At 54.3% G+C, this 19,703-nt stretch carries 20 protein-coding genes and 1 tRNA gene; 14 read left to right on the forward strand and 7 right to left on the reverse strand.

The genetic code is table 11. From position 1 onward, the window contains the following. Positions 1–28: 28 nt before the first annotated feature. The 3 genes from ACWNRM_RS07100 to ACWNRM_RS07110 all read right to left on the reverse strand — a co-directional run bounded on the left by ACWNRM_RS07100 (position 29) and on the right by ACWNRM_RS07110 (position 1,348). Positions 29–223: a DUF1656 domain-containing protein gene (locus ACWNRM_RS07100; protein WP_485170100.1), complete on the reverse strand. Its 195-nt coding sequence runs from the start codon at positions 221–223 to the stop codon at positions 29–31. A 261-nt stretch (positions 224–484) separates the two neighbouring features. After that, positions 485–916 (reverse strand): hypothetical protein, encoded by a 432-nt coding sequence (locus ACWNRM_RS07105; protein WP_485170099.1) that lies wholly within the window; start codon positions 914–916, stop codon positions 485–487. A gap of 153 nt (positions 917–1,069) precedes the next feature. Further along, complete coding sequence (locus tag ACWNRM_RS07110) at positions 1,070–1,348, reverse strand: hypothetical protein (RefSeq protein WP_485170098.1); 279 nt, start codon at positions 1,346–1,348, stop codon at positions 1,070–1,072. A 74-nt stretch (positions 1,349–1,422) separates the two neighbouring features. On the opposite strand from ACWNRM_RS07110, the gene ACWNRM_RS07115 reads away from it, so the two are divergent. From ACWNRM_RS07115 to ACWNRM_RS07160, 10 genes are all read left to right on the forward strand, one after another. Next, the gene (locus ACWNRM_RS07115; RefSeq protein WP_485170097.1) at positions 1,423–2,532 is read left to right on the forward strand and encodes an ABC transporter ATP-binding protein; all 1,110 of its coding nucleotides are present in this window, start codon (positions 1,423–1,425) and stop codon (positions 2,530–2,532) included. A gap of 113 nt (positions 2,533–2,645) precedes the next feature. Further along, positions 2,646–3,644: an extracellular solute-binding protein gene (locus tag ACWNRM_RS07120; protein ID WP_485170096.1), complete on the forward strand. Its 999-nt coding sequence runs from the start codon at positions 2,646–2,648 to the stop codon at positions 3,642–3,644. After that, positions 3,641–4,069, forward strand: coding sequence for a hypothetical protein (locus ACWNRM_RS07125; RefSeq protein ID WP_485170095.1), 429 nt, complete (start codon positions 3,641–3,643; stop codon positions 4,067–4,069). The genes ACWNRM_RS07120 and ACWNRM_RS07125 overlap by 4 nt, the downstream gene beginning before the upstream one ends. Next, complete coding sequence (locus ACWNRM_RS07130; protein ID WP_485170094.1) at positions 4,062–4,565, forward strand: YcgN family cysteine cluster protein; 504 nt, start codon at positions 4,062–4,064, stop codon at positions 4,563–4,565. The genes ACWNRM_RS07125 and ACWNRM_RS07130 overlap by 8 nt, the downstream gene beginning before the upstream one ends. Then, positions 4,562–5,233: a M48 family metallopeptidase gene (locus ACWNRM_RS07135; protein ID WP_485170093.1), complete on the forward strand. Its 672-nt coding sequence runs from the start codon at positions 4,562–4,564 to the stop codon at positions 5,231–5,233. The genes ACWNRM_RS07130 and ACWNRM_RS07135 overlap by 4 nt, the downstream gene beginning before the upstream one ends. 65 nt (positions 5,234–5,298) lie before the next feature. Beyond that, a tRNA-Leu gene (locus tag ACWNRM_RS07140) sits at positions 5,299–5,384 on the forward strand. Positions 5,385–5,474: 90 nt separating this feature from the next. Continuing rightward, positions 5,475–7,064: a DUF6538 domain-containing protein gene (locus ACWNRM_RS07145; RefSeq protein ID WP_485170198.1), complete on the forward strand. Its 1,590-nt coding sequence runs from the start codon at positions 5,475–5,477 to the stop codon at positions 7,062–7,064. Positions 7,065–7,262: 198 nt separating this feature from the next. Continuing rightward, positions 7,263–8,702 carry a rolling circle replication-associated protein gene (locus ACWNRM_RS07150; RefSeq protein WP_485170092.1) on the forward strand — a complete coding sequence of 480 codons (1,440 nt, stop codon included), beginning with the start codon at positions 7,263–7,265 and terminating at the stop codon, positions 8,700–8,702. 517 nt (positions 8,703–9,219) lie between these two features. Then, entirely contained in the window at positions 9,220–9,522 is a 303-nt protein-coding gene (locus ACWNRM_RS07155; protein WP_485170091.1) for a MobC family plasmid mobilization relaxosome protein, read from the forward strand. After that, positions 9,519–11,432 carry a relaxase/mobilization nuclease domain-containing protein gene (locus tag ACWNRM_RS07160; RefSeq protein WP_485170090.1) on the forward strand — a complete coding sequence of 638 codons (1,914 nt, stop codon included), beginning with the start codon at positions 9,519–9,521 and terminating at the stop codon, positions 11,430–11,432. The genes ACWNRM_RS07155 and ACWNRM_RS07160 overlap by 4 nt, the downstream gene beginning before the upstream one ends. A 44-nt stretch (positions 11,433–11,476) precedes the next feature. Here the strand turns inward: ACWNRM_RS07160 and ACWNRM_RS07165 are convergent, their stop codons facing one another. The 3 genes from ACWNRM_RS07165 to ACWNRM_RS07175 form a co-directional block, all read right to left on the reverse strand. Beyond that, on the reverse strand, positions 11,477–12,331 hold the full coding sequence (locus ACWNRM_RS07165; RefSeq protein ID WP_485170089.1) for a hypothetical protein: 855 nt from the start codon (positions 12,329–12,331) through the stop codon (positions 11,477–11,479). A gap of 2 nt (positions 12,332–12,333) precedes the next feature. Beyond that, positions 12,334–12,726 carry a hypothetical protein gene (locus ACWNRM_RS07170; RefSeq protein ID WP_485170088.1) on the reverse strand — a complete coding sequence of 131 codons (393 nt, stop codon included), beginning with the start codon at positions 12,724–12,726 and terminating at the stop codon, positions 12,334–12,336. Positions 12,727–12,794: 68 nt separating this feature from the next. Next, entirely contained in the window at positions 12,795–13,427 is a 633-nt protein-coding gene (locus tag ACWNRM_RS07175; RefSeq protein WP_485170087.1) for a hypothetical protein, read from the reverse strand. 199 nt (positions 13,428–13,626) lie between these two features. Between ACWNRM_RS07175 and ACWNRM_RS07180 the strand changes: the two genes are divergently transcribed. The 4 genes from ACWNRM_RS07180 to ACWNRM_RS07195 all read left to right on the forward strand — a co-directional run bounded on the left by ACWNRM_RS07180 (position 13,627) and on the right by ACWNRM_RS07195 (position 18,349). Then, entirely contained in the window at positions 13,627–14,187 is a 561-nt protein-coding gene (locus tag ACWNRM_RS07180) for a recombinase family protein (protein ID WP_264813760.1), read from the forward strand. Positions 14,188–14,440: 253 nt separating this feature from the next. Next, positions 14,441–16,294, forward strand: coding sequence for an AAA family ATPase (locus ACWNRM_RS07185; protein WP_485172186.1), 1,854 nt, complete (start codon positions 14,441–14,443; stop codon positions 16,292–16,294). Between the two features lie 423 nt (positions 16,295–16,717). Further along, on the forward strand, positions 16,718–17,284 hold the full coding sequence (locus tag ACWNRM_RS07190; RefSeq protein WP_485170085.1) for a recombinase family protein: 567 nt from the start codon (positions 16,718–16,720) through the stop codon (positions 17,282–17,284). A gap of 135 nt (positions 17,285–17,419) precedes the next feature. Next, a complete protein-coding gene (locus ACWNRM_RS07195) occupies positions 17,420–18,349 on the forward strand; it encodes a NotI family restriction endonuclease (protein WP_485170084.1) in 930 nt (309 codons plus the stop codon). Here ACWNRM_RS07195 and ACWNRM_RS07200 read toward each other — a convergent pair. Next, positions 18,335–19,492 (reverse strand): DNA cytosine methyltransferase, encoded by a 1,158-nt coding sequence (locus tag ACWNRM_RS07200; protein WP_485170083.1) that lies wholly within the window; start codon positions 19,490–19,492, stop codon positions 18,335–18,337. The genes ACWNRM_RS07195 and ACWNRM_RS07200 overlap by 15 nt on opposite strands. Positions 19,493–19,703: the final 211 nt, after the last annotated feature.

A 19,703-nucleotide genomic window follows, 5' to 3' on the forward strand; every position in this document is an offset into this window, starting at 1 on the left:
GGACAAGGCACCATGTCGCTTCCCGACCTCATACATAAAGCACCATCAGGCAGAGCACGCAGACATAGAGCGCCACCTCAAACAGGGCGACGTGCCAGAACCACTCGATGGCGCCCGTGCGCCAGAGGAGGAACCGGATAAAGAGCGTGACGGGGATAGCGGCAAGGGAATAGACGGCAATGGGAGATATGAACACGCCGAAAAGGTTGAATTCCGCGAGCATCTGCCTCCCTCTTCCTTCCAGTATCAACCTTGCGGGATCAGAAGGGAGAGAGCCAAGCCCGAAAGCATGAAACGCGGAAATTCCCGCAATGCTATCGGGACGCAGACACCGGACGACCTGACCGAACCCGGACGAGCCCCGGACCCGACGCCTGAGGCAACTGATGGAAGGTCATAGGGGAAAGCCAGGCTCGCCGCCAGAAGCAAACCTGAATTTTGCATTAGATATGACGCAACAAACCTCACAACGCAGTTAGCAGGCTTATCGTCGGGTAAATATGTTGCGCAGGATCTCGAACAGTTGCCTGCCCGTGAAACGACCAATCGGACCAACGAGCAGACCGGCAATGGTCGAAAGCGCCAGCGTCTGCTTGAATTCGATCATTTTGCGATCACGGCGCAATCTGGCCTCGAACTCGACGGGGTCAGCAACATTACGCGTACCGAGCAGACCGAAGATGATCACAAACAGCAGGTCGAGCCCCAGGACTGAGCACGCTGCAGCGAAAGCGGAAAAGTGAAGGACGCTATAGGCGAAGGCCCAGAGCACAGCATGGAATGAAACCAGCGCGAACAATCCGAAGATAGCTGCGATAACAAAATAGGCCACGCGGCGACCGATACGCATCGCGACGCGCTGCAAAACTTCGCCCTGAGCCTGAAGGGCTTCCTGCCCGACATCAATGACCTTCATGGAGATTCGCAAGCCTTTACGGTGTGGTCGTACCAGTGCTGGACGTGCCAGCGGCGAACCCGCCAGAAATCAACCCGGGCGAGCCGGCCACCGAACATCCACCCCTGAGACGGGTTGGAACAGGAAGCCGCCTCACCGCAGGGGAGAGACAGCTTATTTGGAGACACGTCCCGCAATAAAGCCAATGACGGCAGAAATCAAAACAGCGGCAATCGGGCGGGCACGGACACGCGTCTCGGCGTTGTGCAACTGGACATCCGTGATCTCACGCGCGTTGGCAACTGCCTGGTCAGCACGACCAGCTACGTCGAGCAGCGCCGGATTGATACGATCCTTGAGCAGTTGCTCCAGCTGACTCTTCAAGCTGTCAATCTGCTCCTGAGCCGACTTGCTGGCATCGTCCACAGATTTCTTGACGTCAGATTTGCTCATGTCACAACTCCTCATACGGTCTGAACCGCATCTTACGGTTTCGGATATAACGTTCCTAGTTCAGGCGAGGTTTCATGTCGGGTTCAATACGGGGGCGTCAGCCCCCCCTTTCGGTGCAAGCGCTGTCATTGACCACAAAGGCTCCCGACTTTTCGCTGCAGATAACACGGGGCGAAGCACTAAGTCTGCTGGCCGAAACACCTGAAGTGCTTCGCCGGTTCTGCGACATTCTGGCTGGGTTTGCCGCTCCGGCGGCTGGCCGCATCATCATTGATGGCGTGGACGCTGGGGATAGCCCCCCCGAAGAGCGCGCCATTGCCCTTGTTTCCGTACGTGAACCCTCGTTTGGCCACCTCAATGTAACCGCCAATATCGCATTTCCTCTTCAGGTACGCGGCATGGCACCTCAGGAAATCAGTGCGGGCGTCAGCCACGGGCTCGCCCTTCTGGGGCTGAATGGATTTGCTTCAGAAAGGGCGGAGAGTCTCTCTCCGGAATATGATCTGAGACTGCGCCTGGCGCGCGCCCTCGCCTGCAATCCATCCGTGCTGGTGCTGGACGATATTCTAGCCGGTCTGGATTTACGCGCAGTCGCTCGAACACGGCAGCTGATCACGAGGCTGCACAAGGCGCTTGGTCTGACCCTGGTCTATACAGCGAACAGCCGTGAGGATGCGGTCTGGCTGGGCGGGCGTATCGCCTTGTTCGACCACCAGACCCTTGTCCAGTGCGCCAGCGCCAGCACACTGCTTGACCGCCCCGCCACCCCCTGGGTTGCCTCACTTTTCGCCGAATCCAATCTCCTGACCGGCCGGGTCCTCTCGATCGAAGACGATGTTGCTACAGTACACCTCGCCTGCGGCGGTGTCGTGGAAGCCATGGCTGACCCCGATCTGAATGAGGACAGTCTCTGCGTGCTTTGCATTCGCCCCGATCGCATGACGCCTCTTTTTACCTCTTCCGGCGGAGATGAGGAGGGGCCACCTCCGCTCATGGCGAACCTTCAGTCTGTGCTGCATACCGGCGAGCAGATGCGGCTACGGCTGCGGCTCTCAGACGGGGTGGAAATTGAAATGAGGCGCCCACTCATCCAGTCCTCGCGCCATCTGGCACCCGGCGCCATGATGCAACTTGCATGGCAGGCCAGTCAGGCTGTGGCCTTTCCGATGAAAGACGATCTATAAGGGGCATTCCGATCATATTCCTGACATAGAAAGGCCGTTTCCTGACCGCCGCGCCCTCCCGTTCCCGACATGGCTGCCTGATACGTGCCGCGAGCAGCAACGCAGCGCGTTTGATGCTCGCGTTGTTCTGCCTGCCAGCGCTGCTGCCTGCATTGCCATGCCAGGCGACGGCGACCAGCCACCATGTCCATCATGTCACGCATCATGCCAAAGGCAGAAAAGCCAGTCGCCCCGCCTCCGCTCAGCTTGGTCTGGCCGTACTGTCAGGCAGTCTCGACGCGCATTCTCTCCTGATGCCTGATCAGCCTTATCCACTGCGCGAATGGGATGGTACGCTCCCCACATTGCGGCTGGCAGCCCAGACCCGCAAACCCGCCTGGCTGGCCGCCATGATGGACAATATGACGCTGTATGTGGCCTGTCGTGACGGCGTCGTCCAAAGCCTTCCGGCTCCTGCCACGTCGCCCACCACACGCAGCTCGACGGAATCACCTTGCGCTATCCCCGCAGGCGAGGACAGCCTTGTCCTGGCGTGGGATCGAGGAAGGCTCGGTGATGATGCTCCGAGCTGGAGTGACTTCTGGGACATTGCACGCCATCCTGGCAAACGCGCTCTTCGTCTGGACCCCAGAGGAACACTGGAGATTGCCCTCATGGCTGACGGCGTCTCCCCTGGCGATATCTATACGGTTCTTGCCTCTCCCGCTGGAGTGGACCGCGCTTTTCGCAAGCTCGATCAGCTTCGTCCTTATCTGGTCTGGTGGCGTACCCCCGAGGAGGCCTCGCGCATTATGAGCAGCGGGGCTGCGCTCATGCTCTCCACCCCCCACGACAGGCTGGCCGATCTGGGAGAGAAAGCCAGTTTTGCGGCGCAGTGGCGTCAATCCCTGCGTCAGAGGGTTTCCTGGGCAATACCGCGCAATGTTCCCCCGGAGCAGACAGAGACTATTCTGAAAATGCTGCGCGATCAGACCCCATTGCATGATGACACGCAGGATGCCCCTCAGGACGGACGCGATATCCGTACGCTGGCCGTTAGCGACAGCTTCTGGGCCATCAATTATTATGCCCTGCAAAAGCGTTTCCAGACCTGGCTGACGGCCGCGCCATGATTCCGGTCCTGCTGGCCATCACCACGGGCTGGGCTTTCTGCCTGAGCCTGCTGGCGGCTTTCTCCTTTTTTGGCGCGCCCAACAGGATCCAGCCGCTTCTTGAAACCCTCCTGACCCCTGTCGCCTTTGCTGCTTTAATCAGCGCGTTCTGGCTGAGCAGCGTCATGCCACGCTGGCCGTTCCATGGCGCGTGGGTCTGCTGCGGTTTTCTGGTGGCACCTTTCTGTATCCTGCCAATCCACGGGAGAGTATCGGGCAGGATCGAGGGTCTGACGCGGGCCGCTTCCGGTCTTGGCGCTGGTCCGCGTGCCCGTCTGCGCCTGCTATGGCTTCCCCTGCTGAGAGGTCCAATCCTGCTTTCCTGCCTGATTTCCGTTGCCGCCTTCGCTATCTGTCTCGCCCTTGGCAGGATCGCCCATGTCTGATCCCAAGCATCCGTTCTGGCAGGTAATCCCCCTGTCGGAAATGACGACTGAACAGTGGGAATCTCTCTGTGATGGCTGCGGGAAATGCTGCCTGCACAAACTGCGTGATGAAGAGACCGACGCGATCCATTTCACGAATGTCGCGTGTCGTCTGCTTGATCTGGAAACCTGCCAGTGCTCGGAGTATCCCACGCGGTTTCGCAAGGTACCTGATTGCGTGTCGCTCACACCGGAAATCCTCGCCGATATCGACTGGCTGCCTCCAAGCTGCGCTTATGTGCTGATCCGAGACGGACAGGACCTCCCAGCCTGGCACCATTTGCGCACGAGCTCGGCTGACTCTGTGCACGAAGCGAAAATCTCGGGAAAGGGCCGCATGATCAGCGAGCGCGAAGCCGGGATGCTGGAAGACCATATCGTTGAGTGGCCGGCGGAAATTCCCCCCGGCGTTGCGAAAAAACGGCGTAAGCGACCTTCAACCAAACGACGCTGGTGACAGACCCCGCCTACCCGGTGACGTGGCGACACTCTGCGCGTGCCAAGCGCATTTCGCTTCGCATCGACAGCGCCAACCGTCAGGTGGTGGTGACCTGCCCCCGCCATTTACCGCTGTCCCATGCGCGACGCTTTCTACACACTCACGACAGCTGGGTGCGCGAACGACTCAATGCCCTGCCGGCTGTGACCGCCCTTGTTCCCGGAAGCACCATCCTACTTGATGATTACCCGGTCACCCTGGTTCATGCGCCGGAGCAGAGACAGAGCGCTATTATGGAAAAGGGTATTCTGCGGATCAACGGTCCTGTTGAGCGCTTCGAGCACCGGGTTCTGGTTTTCCTCAGGCATCGGGCCGGGTTGGTGCTCCCCGCCGAACTCGCCCATGAGGCAAAGCGAATGTCGTGCCAGATCTCGCGTTTCGCTTGCAGCAATGCTCGCACCCGCTGGGGGAGTTGCACACGGGCCGGACGGATTATGCTGAACTGGCGCCTCATTATGATGCCCGAATCTGTTCGCCGTTACGTGATGGTGCACGAGCTCGCCCATCTGACGCATTTCGACCATAGCCCGGCTTTCTGGACTTTGGTGGAGCGGTTTCATGAACACCGCAAGCCGGCACAAGCCTGGCTCAGGCAGCATGGTACAGCGCTGATGGCACTGGGATAATAGCTACGCTGCCCACAAGGGATTTTCACCCCCTCGCCCACGTGCTAGAGCCTGAGCCGTGCTGTGCGAACTTGGCGGAATGGTAGACGCACGAGACTTAAAATCTCGAGTCCGTAAGGGCGTATGGGTTCGAGTCCCATAGTTCGCACCACATAAAGCATTGAAATGATTGTGTTTTTCAGGTTCCCGCAACCTGAACCCGGTGTTTTGCTACATCCGGGTGCCCCATCATGGCCTTGCAATGCTGGTTCGACGCCCTGCCGGATATGCTTTCAGACGTGTCATTCCGACAAATCTGCGTGAGCTGATGAGACGACGCGAGCTCTGGGTCACGCTCGACACGAATGACAAATCGCTTGCAAAAAGCCGGGCCTGTGCAATCTCTCTGGCCACAGACAGGCTGTTTTCAGGAGTGCATCGCGTGACGCAGGAGCTCTTTCAGGACATCAATGATTCACTGAGAGAGAGCATCGATGACCAGCTCCGGCCTCTGCTCGACAGTCTCATCTCTGCCTATGAGAGCGAGTTGTCGGCGCTACGGTCCCAGTATCGCGTCATGAACGCAGAACACCTGCTCCATCGTATGCGGGACCATAAGCAGTTCATGACCTTCGTCGATACAGCGAAAGAGTCCGTGGAAGAGCTTCAGACCATTGTGAAACACTCTCCCGCATTCGACGTGCAGGAGAAGATGTCTGCCATCCTCGGCCACTTCAGCAATATCGAAACCTGGACCAAACCGAAGGAGCCGGACAAAAGCCCTCTGTTCTCCGAAGCAAGCGAAGCCTTCATCCTCGCCTCTTCGCAAAAGTGGAAGGACGCCGACTTCAGAGGTTATCGCAATGTCATCAGGCGCTTTCTCGAAGTCTGCGGGGACAAGGAGATACGCCTCTACACCGGCGCCGATGCCGGACGATTCAAGGAGGTGATGGAGAAGCTTCCGGAATACCACGGCAGAAAAAAGAACGACAAAAGGACCGCACTCGAACTGGCGGAAGAGTCGACCCGGCTCAAACTCAGGACAGTCTCGGGCAAGGCCGTCAAAAACAACTTTTCCCGTCTGTCTGCCATCTGGCGCTATTATCTCCTGCGTGACCTCGTGGACAGAAACCTGTTCACAGGCTGGTCATTCGATACCAAGAAGAAACTTCGGCGCATCCGCTGGAGCGACGAGCATCTTGCCCGACTGGCAGAAGCCCCTTTCGAGATTGCCACATCCATTTCAAAGGAGACGTTTGGCTTCATCGTGGGTGTCGGCGCCTATACGGGTATGCGGGTGGAGGAAATCTGTCGCCTACGCAATCAGGACATCATGACCCTCAAGGGCATCCCCTGCATCGTCATTCAGGAGCATGAAGCTACAGAGGGAGAACCCTGGACCGAGTGGAACCCCAAGACCGAAGCTGGCACACGGGTTGTTCCTGTCTGCCAGCGTCTGATTGACGAGGGCTTTCTCGATTTTGCCATGCGTTCGAAACAGGCGGGTCATACCTATCTGTTTCACGAGCTGAGTTTCTCAGGGAAGGACAAGAGACGGTCAGGGCTTTTTGGCAGGAACTTTTCGACCCACAAGAAGAGGCTGGGAATCCCTGCCACAATGGTTTTCCACTCCTTTCGTCATTACGTTTCCACCAAGCTTCGCAATATCCATGAGCATGGCGAGGGTGGTCTGCGTGACGTCTGGATTGACAAGTTCCTTGGACATGAAGGGCAGAGCCGTTCGGTAGGCATCAAGGAATATCTCGATGAAATCGAGGTGGAAAACCTCAAGAAGGTCGCCGATGCTGTCGTCTATCCCGAGTTCTGGCGCATCAAGGCCCTGCAACAATAGACAGACAGTCTATTCGTCTCCCTGACGAAATATACCGCATCTGAACAAATACGCCTGTCCGGGTGCTATACTCCCTCCTACAGCCAGAAGTTGACCCAGACCGGCTGTACGAAGGAGTAACGCTATGATTGGCACCACTGACAGACAGTATACATCATTTATCGCATCTCCGTTTGTATGGGGAATGCGTAGGATGATGTGCAATATGAAGAGATAGAGAGTTATATAAAAACCGACAGGCCAGATATCTGGCGCAGGCTGTATCCCCTGCATGGGTTCTACAAAGACCAAATCACACGAATAACCGCAGAAAAATGCGTCTTTCTCGCCTGCTATGACGAAGCCGAACAAATCGCCTGTGAGGTCATCGCGTGGGTTGAAACACAGCCAGATGAACTCGTTTCCGGCTTCGACCTTCTCTCCCAATCTCACGCCGAGCTGAAGGAACTCAGACGAATCACCGGGCGTGTCTTTACACGCAAGGCCAACAGATTACGGCGCAATCTCCGCAGGGTCATTGGCCTGCATCCAGAAGACGACGAGGTTCAACAGGACTTCGATAACGCCAGAACCGCAAGCGCCAAAAGCTTCATCATCATCCCTGATGCAGAACACCCCGAACGAAGCCTGTCAGCTCATGATTTGCGCCAGTTCCATCTTCGCAGGAGCTATGCGGTAAATCTTGCCATAGCAGATGGGATTCACGACCTTGCCGTCAACTTCCTCAACTACGCCGGATTATTCCTGACCCTCACCCTGCCGGGGGAATACCGCAACTGCTCCTACGAACAGGCCAAGACTGAAATCGGCAGACGCTGGAAGAGTGTCAGACGTAAAGCCCAAGACAAGAATGTTCTCCTGCTGGGCATGACAGCGCTGGAACTGCATGAAGATGAAACACCGCATTATCACATCCAGCTCTACGTCTCACCCAAACACAGGGCATGGGTCGAGGAACAGATACTCGATGCTTTTCCCAATGAATTCGACAGACGAGATGAGGCTATCAAGGATATCCGCGATGTCGCCAGAGCGTCACGTTACACGACCAAGGACCATGGCAAGCCTGAAACCAGCCTGACCTTCATCGGAATGAGGAAAGACATCAAGCGCCGTTACCGGGGTGTATACGAGGGCAAGGACACCAGCGCTCTCTCTGAATGGCGTGTCAGCAGAGCCAGACAACTGATGAAGCAGAAGACATCAGGCGGGGCTGTTCTCCTGCTTTTGCGTGGGTTTGCTGATGAGAGACTGAACAGACTGTCAGCTCGCCATCCTGATTTCCATTATGCCGAAAGTGATATCCAGAGACTGCAAACCATGTTCCTGCATACCCTTCATTTCAGGGTCGTGAAGGATTTCAGGGAGACAAACACATCTAGGGATTCCATGATTTCAAAGGCGCCGAAGCAGGAGAACACAGTCTCTCACTCTGGTCCTGTTCCAACTGGTTTATATAAGAACCAAGAAGGTGTTCATGCTCGCGGTCTGCCTTGCGAATGTATGAGCTCCAGAGGACAGCCTCCTCCTGCAACCGAGGCGAAAATCCTTATCGTCATGGACTTGCAGGATTCGGCTTGCCTCCTCCATGATGCATGGGGAGATGACTTCCTGACAGGCTGGAGACTTATATGTTGAAGCACTGGGCATTCCCCCTCTCAGTCATGTCGTTCTTCGTGCCCTTTCACCTTTCGCACGCGAAACCTGCACCTGCCCTCAGGAAGGGAGAAGGTTTCGACATGAATATGAAAAGCATAGAGTCCTATCAGATTACGGGAAAATATCATCCACCTCCCGGATACCAGGACACCCCATCAACCGACATAACTCATGGTCCAGACCCCGATGACACATCGGCAATGCGTAAGGACCCTATCACGGGAACCGACCTAACCAGATTTGGGTCTGCCTACATGGATAGTAATCCGGTGAAAACAGGCAAGCCCGGTGACGCCACTGGCAACGTTGCTTCAAGAGACAATTTTTCTCACTAACCCGGAACATGGTATCCGGCTCTGCTTGAGGCAGAAAGGCGCTCAAGAGCATCTCGTTTTGCAAGCATTGGCATGCTCTACAAAGTGGCAGGGCTGACCCAACCACCCGCCTCCCTTGCATAATCCCGTGTCACAATAGTCCTCAGAAACGAGGACACATCATGAAAACGGAGACATTACACATCCGGGTCAGACCCGACGAACAGGCAAGGATAAAACGCAAGGCAGGCACACGCAGGGTTTCAGACTGGTGTCGCCGGGTTCTGCTTAATGAAATGGCAGGCGGAAGCCTTATTGCTGAAGAGCTTCTGGCTTTGCGTCAGGAGCTGTCAGCGATAGGCAATAATGTCAATCAAATTGCTCGCAGGCTGAACAGTGGCGAACAGGTACCTGCCTCCTCCCTGCCCCAGGATATCGATGACCTCAAAGCCCGCATCAATCGCGTGCTGGGGAGGGTCAGATGATACTCAAGAGCAACCCCATCAGGACCGCATCCGGCTCCGGCGCCATATGGCATCACCTCGTCGAAAAGACCGGCGACAATGAACGCATCCATGTCTGGAAAGGCAGACGTCAGGACATCGATGACTGCATTGCAGACGCCACAGCGTTCAATCGCGTCAATGCTGTCCAGCATTTTCAGATATCATCCCGCGAGAAACTGACGACTGAACAGTTTGCAGACTGCATCACCATGCTGGCGCAGGAGTTCGGGTTCAGGGCGTCCGATGTTGCCCTTGCCGTCATCCATACCAAGACACGTCATGATGGTGAGGCCGATAACCGCCATTGCCATATCCTGGTCCGCACAACCAATGCAGAGACAGGCAAGGTTCTGGACGTGTCACACCGCTACGAAAGACAGGAGAAAGTCGCTCGTCTGTTCGAGCTGAAGCACGGGCTGGAGTTGACCAAGGGACGCCATAACCTGGCTGTGTATCACGCAGTCCCGGAAGAATATCGCGAGAGATTACAGGTGCTGTGTGAAGGGGCCTTGCCCAATTCCGTCCTCTCGGACCCGCAATCCAGACGCAGTCAGAGACAGGGAGGGAAGCCGTTCGATATCAAGTATCAAGTCCGAAACCTCTATGCCGGGAGCTCCGACTGGCAGGCCTTCCAGAGTGCGATTTCCTCGCAGGGCTGGTCTCTGATGTCAGGAGACAAAAAGCCCAACGTGGTGCTTTTGAAAGACGAGCATGGCGTTATCGTGGGCTCACTGTCCCGCCTGCTTGGTGTTCGCAAGGCGGAGTTCAGCGCTTTCGTTTTAGGCCAGGAAACATCTGAACAGAGCGTGATACGTCCGAGCAATAAGGAAGACATAGCGAGCAATAAGGAAGACATAGCCAGCCCTGGCCCTCGTGACACATCACGAGACCCAACTGGCAAGGGGGAAACCCCCGTTGACCCCTCTGATGATAAACATGGAACACCTTCACCAGACCCATGCAAACCCTCTGAGGATTCCGTCAGAACAGCACCTGAACCAGCAAGCGGGAGAAAAATATCAGGGCCTGTCCTGAGAACCGGCGCCATCACTCGGAGTGTCGCTGGGACTGGTGCCATACCTGCATCTTCCCCCAAGACACGCGCCAGCATCACCAAAGGCATGACACAATCAGAAGCTCAGGCCGTTCTCGATTTCAACGAAGCACAGGCAGAAAAGGAACAGCAACTCCGCGACCATTTGCATGGACAGAAGCGTTTCGCTGACCTGCTCACCGAACTGTCAGAAAGCTTCCAGTCTCGCTGGTCCCATCTCCCTGCCGAACCTCATCCCGACCCGAAATCGCGTGATACAGCGTATATCAGGGCTGGCCATGAGAAGCGTCTGGCTGGATTGAGACAGGACTGGCTGGAGGCAGAATCCCGTGTGACACTCTGGACGCCATGGCACAGAGCAGAAGCCCGCAAGGCCAGAGCCGTCTTCGATGTGGCGTTGGAAGCTCTCGGCTATCGCAGGCACGATATCGGCAAGCTGGACATGAACGATGACAGCAATTTTTTATATGCGATGAAATGGATGGCGGACTGGATTGCCCGCAGTCGCGAGCACAAGCACCGCGACTGGATGAACCTGCCGGAGGTGAAGGACTATCTGAGAGAGAAACAGGCCCTGAAAGAGGTTCTGGGCTATCTCAAAGACACGCAGGATGACGAGGTCATGAAGATTGCCCGCATCAACCTTCTCTCTGCCAAGGCCCGTGTCACCACATTGCGTCAGAGAGCAGACAGAGGGGCGATGGAGACGCGTGATGTGCAATCAGGCACAGGCGGAGGCGACAGACCACGCAACGCCTCCCATACGCCTTCTCCAACCCGTCCCACATCAGCCAGTCCCCGCCCTTCCCTGTCTGGCATCATGAGCATTGTGTGAGAGGACAAGTCAGCCGAGGGGTTAACTCCCCCCAGATGAGAGCGTCAAAGCTCGGGCTTCAGCGATAACGCCTTGCCAAGTTTCGCATCGACGGATGCATTGAGTTGCTTGAGCAATTCGCTTGCTACCAGGCGTTCGGCCCGCATGTCGTGCAGGTCGAAGCTGATATGGCCGATATTGGCCGGATTGCCTGACACGCCTTGGAGACGCACCTGCAACAGCCCGGTCTCTCCCGGCACGTCATAGGTCGAAATGTCTTCGCTTCGGGGCGAGACAGCGTGAATCACCCCCTCGATCTCCTGCCCTGCCATATTGGCATAGAGCTGACGACTGGCTTCCCCATAGGGGCCGGGAGCTGGCAGGTGCAGACCGTATTTCCCGGCGACCTCTTCCTGAAGCGTTGCAAAGGTCGGCGCGCTGTCAGGAGCAAAGGAGACGTTCCGCTCTATCTGCGTAACCACAGACCCCATCACAGGGGCGGAGAGCGTTATCTCGATGGTGTCATCGCCTTTGGAGCATTGCATCTGCCTCGGGAAGAACTGCGTCTCGACATGCGCGCCCTTGTAGGTGGTCGAGATGGCCGTGTTCACGATGTTCGGGTCACGCAGGCACCAGTTCCTGAGACTCTGCGTGGCCTTCTCCTGCGTCATGCCCAGAGACAGGCCAAGGATGCTGGCATTCCCCAGACGATTGCCCAGAGGCATGTAGGAGAGCGTCTGTTTGAGACGCACCCCACCATTATCCTCGGGGGGCTGGGCTGACCTGTCTGACAGGCCGAGCAGTTTGCCACAGGCAGGGCTTATCATGCCCTGATTACGCGCCATCATGCATTCGGTCATGGTCTGGGCCTGAGCCGTGAGGGGCATCGTCAGGACGAGGAGGGCAAGAGCGTGTTTCATGGTTATTGCCTCACCCCGCTACCACCGCTGATATGCTTGACGGCAAAGCGATGGGACTGGACGATGTTGTTCCTCAGCGTGACATCGAGGGATTTGCTCTCGTTATTGGTCCGTGTGCCGATGAAGCTGAGACCCACGGCCTCCTGGGCCATGGAAAGGCCATCCTCCCGGCCAGACGTGTAGGCATAGCTCCAGATGGTGGCCCCGTTCTCCTGAGAGATTTCCGAAGGCGCACCGAAACGACGCTGAACCTCGTCCCCTGTCGTGACACCATCATGGATGGCGCTATCGACCTCCGATGCCGTGAGGTTTTTCATCGACGCATCACCAGCCGAGGCACAGGCGGTGAGACCTGCAAGCATGAGCAAGGAGAGCAGAGAACCGAAGGGTCTCATGAGATGTCAGTCCTTATGAGGTGGAGAAGAAGACGAGGCGCCGGAACTGCAAAACCTGCTCCTGTGCGTCAGGCCGAAAGCGACAGTTGAAGTTCTGGGTCATTCGCGACGGCTTTTTGAATGACGGAGAGCGCTTCGCTCTGGTTGTCCCGTATCATCCGCGCGCGATGCATGGCGCCGATAGCGACCAGAACCAGACACACGAAGAGACCTTTGAAAAAGGCGCCAGTACCAGCGTCGCTGTATGTGAGCGGGAAGTACAAAGAGACGCCGAACACCAGAGCCAGCATGGCGAGATATTTCAGGGTCAGGCGCTTGATGCCATGAAAGGTCAGCGCACGAGGTAAATCCATCGGATTGGTCCAGAACTTCTGGAGCGTCCGGTTATGCATCACGACATGACCCGTTGTGGTTTGACCACCGAGCCCCGCCCAGAGAACACGCACCTCCTGACCCTCTCGCAGGGGATAGTTACCCCTGCCCTGCCACTCACGGCCTGAGGGCGAAATGACCCAAAAGCTCTGGTGGTGGGTGGTGTGGACATCGACCCTTGGTGCATCCACCTGGAGACCGCCAGGTCCGCAATCCCTGACCTGTCCTCCCGAGGTTGTGGTGTGGGTCTCGGTCCATGCCCGCAGACCGCTGACCCGTCCCTGGATTCCGTAAATCCAGACCTTGCGACCGAAAATCTCGACATCCATGCCGGGTGCATCCCCTCCGATAAACAGGGGAAAAACAGACGCTCATCCCGAAGAGAACGAGGCCGTCACACACCCTGTGCAGTGCTGAACCTGCCCCCAGGATATCCCGTAAACACCTGATTCTGTTACGATAATGGGAGGATGGCGAAACCGGGTGCAGACGTACCGAAAAGCTGTCCCGCAATGACAGGACGGGAATATGGGAAAATATGGCTATGCGAGGGTAAGCACATCGCGACAACAGACAGACAATCAGGTGAGCGACCTGCTCCGTGAGGGCGTGAGCGAGGACAGCATCGTGACCGAGACCATCTCGGGGGCGACTTCGTGGAAGACGCGACCGGCGCTCAGGAAACTGGTGCGCAAGCTCCATGCAGGAGACACGCTGATTGTCGCCAAGCTGGACAGGCTGGGACGTAACGCCCTGGACGTGCTGACGCTCATCGATGTGCTGAAAAAACGAGGCGTGGCCGTGCGTATCCTCAATCTCGGCATCGACACCTCAGGCGCCGGAGGCAAGCTGTTCCTGTTGCTTCTTGCAGGCTTTGCGGAGTTCGAACGCAACATCATTCGAGAGCGTGTGCTGTCAGGGCTGGAGACGGCAAAGGCCAGAGGAACACGTCTGGGAAGGCGCCCCTCCCTGCCAGAGGAAGACCTCGCTCAGGCCAGACGCCTCAAGGCACAGGGGCTGTCAGCACGCGAGGTGGCGAAGCTCCTGCACGTCTCCAAGATGACAGCATGGCGAGCCATGAACTCCTGAAAACCGTATCACAAACCCCGTCCCATAATTGCATGACCAAACTCACAGCCATGCAAAAATGGACTATTCCCAAAACAGGTGTTTTTGGGACGGCAATGCACAGCAATTCGTCTTTTGTTTCGAGAGTATCCAGATCTGGTAACGAAAAGACAACGCGTAGATCTACAGTTAGCAAGATTTTGATACGCTAAGATGTGGAGAGACGCTACCGTCTCTTTCAGACTTGAATGCGTTAATGTCGAAGGGACCGAAGATGCATCTACATTCTGTGCGCCTAAAAAATTTTAGAGGGTATCGCAAGTCTACTACTGTGCCTTTCGAACCCACTATAACAGGGCTTGTAGGCAGAAATGATTACGGAAAGTCCACTATCCTCGAAGCTTTAGGAATATTTTTCGAAGCCGAAGGGATAAAATCTGACAAAAGTGATATGAATTGCTTCGCAGTCCAAGATTCTGAAGAGCAATTTGAGATTTCCTGCATCTTCGACGGACTACCTCCAAGCATCGTATTAGATGATACTGTCGAGACGTCTCTCTCGGAAGAGTGCCTCCTCAATGAAGACGGACTACTTGAGGTTGTAAAGCAATACAAAGCGAGCACGGGGAAGATAGAAGGAACTTACCTACGTTGTAGTCATCCAAACCACCCCGACATCTCAACGCTTCTCGCAACCAAGATAGGAGAACTCAGAAAATTAGGGGAGACGAGAGGGGTCGCGGAGCATGTCCCTGATAAACGTGTCGCGAGCTTTTGGCGAAGAGCGATTCGCGCCTCATACACCCCTACGACGCTCCATGAGACTCTCCTCGACGTAAATAAAGGCCTGTCTCTCGACAGCAAGGCGATATGGCAGAAAATACAAGACCTTCTGCCTACATTTGCCTTATTCAAAGCAGACCGAGAAAGTAACGACGGAGATTCTGAGGCAAAAAACCCCCTGCAACAGGCAGTAAAGGAAGCACAACTAGCGTACCAGAAAGAGATAAATGAACTAGAAGATAAGGTAACTAGAAGCGTCCTAGATGTTGCCAATCGCACACTAATTAAGCTTTCTGAGATGGCTCCTGACATAGCTCAAGCCCTTACCCCTGTGTTTAAAGAGAAACCTAAGTGGGTCTTTAATTTTTCCCTCGAAGGGGACAATGGCATTCCCATAAACAAGCGAGGAAGTGGCGTACGCAGGCTGGTGTTGTTGAACTTTTTTCGCGCAGAGGCAGAAAAAAGCGCCCACGGGACTCAACGTAATGTGATTTACGCGATTGAGGAGCCGGAGACATCCCAGCATCCAAACTATCAGAAAATGCTCATGCACTCGTTGCTACAACTCGCAACACAACCACACCGACAGATATTGGTCACGACACACGTGCCTGCACTCGCAGGACTGCTACCGCAGGAAAGTGTCAGATACGTTACACGGGACTGTGAGAATAATCCAATCGTGGAAACGCCCTCTCCTCGAATACTGCAAGAGGCTAGCGAGAGCCTTGGCGTTCTACCTGAACCAGGTATTGAGCGTGCTAAGGCGATTGTCTTGGTCGAGGGAAAATCTGACATCTGCTTCCTAAATCACGCCTCAGATTCACTCAAGGAAGCAGGAATACTCAGCACTAGCCTGAGTGACTTAGGTGTAGTCCCCATCATGATGGGAGGATGTGGAAGCGTGAAGCATTGGGTTACACTTCGTCTAGCGGACAAAATTGGTGTTCCTTGGTGTGTATTCATCGACTCAGACGTTGGTGGAGGCGCTGAAGCTGAAGCAAGCTTGGCCAAGCGACGACGGGAGATAGAAAGCGCAGGAAAAAAATTATATACCACGAGAAAAAGAGAAATAGAAAACTATATTTGTACGGAGATGCTATTTCAAAAAACGGATAAAAGAATAGCATATACGGACACATGCGATGCGAAGAAAATTATTGGTGCGGCCCTTAGAATAAACCCGAATGATGTTATCGATAAATACTGGCCATTGATGAGCGCCGATATGATTCAAAATTGCTCCTCTTATGAAGAAAATAACTCCACACATTACGAAATAAAAGAGTTGATAGAGGAGATTTCTCGAACCATATTTTCAACTGAAGCCTCCGCTTCGTTGTGAAAATTTCAAGATAATGAAAGGTGTGTAACGTGGAAGTTCTGATTAGATTTTCTCTCAATAACGATACAGACAATTCACTTCGCCCTAAGCTCAGAAGAGCGCTCGTCGACAATGGCTTTGTTGCAAGCAGGACACGTACGGCCACGTATACCGCTGTTGATATTTCAGCAGACCGTCTTGCAACTGCGTTATCTTCATTCTGGAGCAACGTAGCAGGATACAATGGCGGGGCAAGCGTTGACCACTTCTGGATGTATAGCGACCATGAAGAGCCTGGGCTTGATTCCGAAATAGTACAAAATCATTAGTTCACTCTGATACAATACCGCCATAGATTGGGAAATATGGCGGTATTATAAAACCGCAGAAGACAGCCAAAAATGGACCGCCATAAATCCCCGCCAAAACTATAAGGGGAATTATATGAAATATGGCTATTGCAGAGTATCGACTTCAGGACAGGATTTACAGGAACAGGAAGACGCCTTGATGGCCTTGGGTGTCCCAAGGACCAATATCTTCAAGGAGAAGATTTCCGGCGCCGTGAAATCTGATGACAGACCACAATTCGCGAAATTGCTGAAGAAGCTCCAGACAGGTGACGAGCTGGTTGTCATGAAGCTCGACAGGCTCGGAAGGTCCACCCTCGACATCCTGACCGTCCTCCAGAATCTCAGACAGCAGGGTATCGCCATAACCATCCAAGGGGTTGGCACCATCAAGGATGACATGATGGGAAGCCTGACGATGAACCTCCTTGCCTCCTTTGCCGAGTTCGAACGTGCGCTTATCATCGACCGCACCCAATCTGGCAGGAAGAGAGCCATGGAGAGTGGCATCAAAATGGGCAGGAAACCCAAACTCAGCAGACAAGCTCAGGAAGCTATCCGCAAGCGCTACGGCGAAGAAACCGGAACTGCACTGGCCAAGGAGTATGGCGTAGGACTGAGGACTATTCAGAGGATTACAGCACTACACTTTTCTAAGTAATCGCACATAGAGGGAAAATCGGAATATACACTCAGCGATCATATTTCCATGATCCCCAGACGCTCTCGATACTGAGTTATAGCTTGTTGAGCCTGCCCACTAGCGAATCTACCCAGGCTGTGCTCTATTTCAACGATGGCCATTCGAATCGTTGAGTTTTTTGGTTACGCTCCAGGCAATCTCGTAGGGAGAGAGCTTGCCGAAAAGAAGCATTGCCCTTTCGTTGACGATGCCTGCCTGAAGCCAAGACACGGCGCTTGCACATTACAAGCACTCAAAGACAATGAAGCTGTTATTTGTTGCCCCAATCGGCTTTACGCTCATGATTTCAAAATACTGAGTGATATAGCAGATATCGCTTTTGGCGCCGGCACCGAAATTATGCGCGCTCAAGAGCTACAGGCTCGAATAGCTTCATGTTCTATATCGGGCAATGAGGTTGTTGCTTTCGGCAAATATTGGGGTGGCGAGCTACCCTTACCGAAGGGGCAAAACAAAGATAGCAAAAAAGTGTCTGGATCCTACTATATGGACTGGATTCTTGCTAAGGTCGACGCTTTCGGCAACGTATCCGAGCTCACTGCTGTAGAAGTGCAGACAATTGATACAACCGGAAATTACTCAAATCAGTCAGACGCGTTTTTCAACGGCGCAACCTTCAAAGACGCACAAGGGCGCATTCCAGGCTACAGCGACGCAGGCTTCAACTGGGAGAATGTTAATAAACGCATTCTCCCCCAAGTTATCTACAAGGGGCATGCTTTACGTCGAGAACCCAAATGCACGAAGGGTCTATTTTTTTGTTGCCCAAGAGCCGTTTTCGAACGCATTCGTGACCGCCTCGGTAACTCTCTTCATTCCTACCACCCCTCTTCCGGCACAATAACATTTGTGAGTTATACTGTAGCACCCGAAGTTACATCACAATTACCGCGCCCAATTACCTTAGCCGAGACTTTCACCACTACTGTGGATCAGGTTTGCCTTGCCTTTAGCTCTCCTCAAAACTTGCCTCCCGCACGCGTATACGAACAAGCTATAAATGCGAGCCTACGCAAACAATGAGACTTTACTTTCTTCCATAGGATGTTTGCATTTTTTGGCTTTTGCGCCCTTATTTTTGCCCAATAAGGTTTCTGCGATTGCGGTGCCTAATATCGGTGGGACTGCGTTACCAACTTGCACAAACTGCTCAGTTCTGTTGCCACTAAAAACGAATGCATCAGGAAATGATTGCAATCTAGCTGCCTCCCGCACGGTAAAACTACGGTTTTGCACCGGGTGAATATATGCACCCCAATGAAGATCACACTTAGTCAGTATGGTGCAGGAGAGATCGTCCTTCCTCGGGCGCCCATACCTTTTCGTATGGTCGCTTCTCTTCGCCCGCTTCATTCCCGCAGGAAGTAGCTCTATTGGTATGTCACGCCATGACCCACCCTCAGGAATATGGTTCATCCTTAGCAGATTGATTGCAGATAGTTTAGGAGCTGAGTGATTAAACACGCTCTTGGCATCACCCCTCATCGCACATTGAAACGCGTTCTGAGGCGTTGTTCGGTAATCAAGACCATCGGCCCTCTCACCATTTTGGATGACAGGCAGGTCAGAAATTGCATCCCATACACTGACGTAGGGCAAAAGTCCGAAGCCATGTGTCGGTTGAGGAAAGCGAATACTTTCATTCGTTCTGGTCGCAATGATTACCATACGACGTCTTGTCTGCGGGACGCCGAAATCTTCAGCTTTGAGTATTTTCATATCGACGCGATAACCAAGCTGATCCATACCTGCTTTGATTTCGTCGATAATCGCGCCATTTGCGATACTCGTAATGCCCGCGACATTTTCCATCACAAGCCATTTAGGCCTAAGTCCCGCGACCATACGAAGGTATTCTCGAAACAATCCTGCTCGAGGGTCATGCAGACCACGTTGGTGATTGTAGACGGAGTATCCTTGGCAGGGCGGTCCCCCAATCAAGACATCAAGTTCGCCAGGTTTGAGCCGGGTCATTAGCAACAGTGTTTCGGCACTGACTTCCTGAATCGGCCCATCAATGAAGATGGCATCGGAATGCGTTCTGGCGAATGTCTCACCAGCCTTCGTATCCATATCCTGACCTGCGAGTATCTTGAATCCCGCCTGCTGAAATCCGGCGCTCAGGCCTCCGGCTCCGCAGAAGAGGTCAATCACTGTCTTTGCCATTATACCACTCAGCCCCGGCCTAGAATGCGGATCCGATCCGCCATACGCCCACCAAATCTACCGGCAACTGCGCATATACGCAAAGAACGAACATAACAAGAACTTTTGCAAGCAATACCAAATTGCATCGTAGTGTATGTTGGAGGCAACCACGCGTTGCGCCCGACATGGATTCTGCTACACTCTTGTGCAACATCGCTTGAGAAACATG

The organism is Asaia sp. A2, assembly GCF_057319415.1.